The following is a 964-nucleotide window of genomic DNA, read 5'->3' on the forward strand; positions in this document are numbered from 1 at the left end:
CGTCGTGAACTTGGCACCGCCGTCGGCCGCGTAGCAGGTCGCGGTGCCCGTGTAGGCAAAGAGGTTCAGGAAGCGCTTGGAGCCGAGGGTCTTCTTCATCATCTCGCGGACCTCGGCGCGGGTATCGCGGTGGTCGAGGAAGATGCCGCAGTCCAGGCGGGCCGAGAAGTTCACCTCGAAGGTGAGGCCGCCCTCGTCGATGAGGTGCGCGCCGCGCGGCAGGTCGGTCAGGCTCGGCTTGTGGCGGTTGCGCATGTCGGCGCGCTGGCCGCGCAGGCGCGAGAACTCGCCGGCCGCGGGCGTCGCAGCGGCGCTGCCCTCGTCGGCGTACTGGGAGCCGCCGCGGGCGCGGGTGCGAACGCGAAGGTTGACGTTCGAGGGATCGATGCCCATCACGCGCGGCGCGATGGCGAGCACGTCCATGAGGCGGCGGCGTGCGAGGTCTGCGTCGATCTCCTTCGGCGCGGCGTACTCGGAGACCTGCAGCCAGCGGCCCTTGCCGTCGAGGCCCTGGTAGAGCTCGATGGCGACGGCGTAGTCGGGCAGGTCGGCGTCGTAGACGCGGTAGCAGCTCACGTCCTCGCGGCGCGCCCACTTGGCGCGGAGCTTGGCCACCTTGGCCAGGCGCGCGGCGAACTGGTCGCTCGCCGGCACGAGCACGGGCACGCGCTCCCCTCCCGCGAGCGTGACGCAGGCGGGCTCGGGCGCGGCCTGGCCGGGCACCGCGTCGAAGCAGCGTACGTAGGCGGGCTCGCGGCCCTGGATGACGTCGAAGACCTCGGCGGGAGCGGCCTGCACGGCGGCGTCGACCGAGGAGTCCCTGACGAGCGCGGCGACGTTCATGCCCGCGGCGGCCGACATCGCCGTGAGGGCGGAGGCCTCCAGTGCGAGGTCGTCCTCGGAAAGCCAGCTCAAATCGCAGGTCACGAGCGCGTCGTCGCCGGCGGCGCGGGCGGCGTCGAGG

1 pseudogene is annotated in these 964 nt (G+C 72.7%); it reads right to left on the minus strand.

Annotated elements, in window-relative coordinates:
• Positions 1-964 (minus strand): annotated as a pseudogene (locus ACT84W_RS01865) (RNA methyltransferase); the annotation flags it as partial.

Origin of the sequence: Paratractidigestivibacter sp. (assembly GCF_052362415.1) — a bacterium.
Taxonomy (GTDB): Bacteria; Actinomycetota; Coriobacteriia; order Coriobacteriales; family Atopobiaceae; genus Paratractidigestivibacter.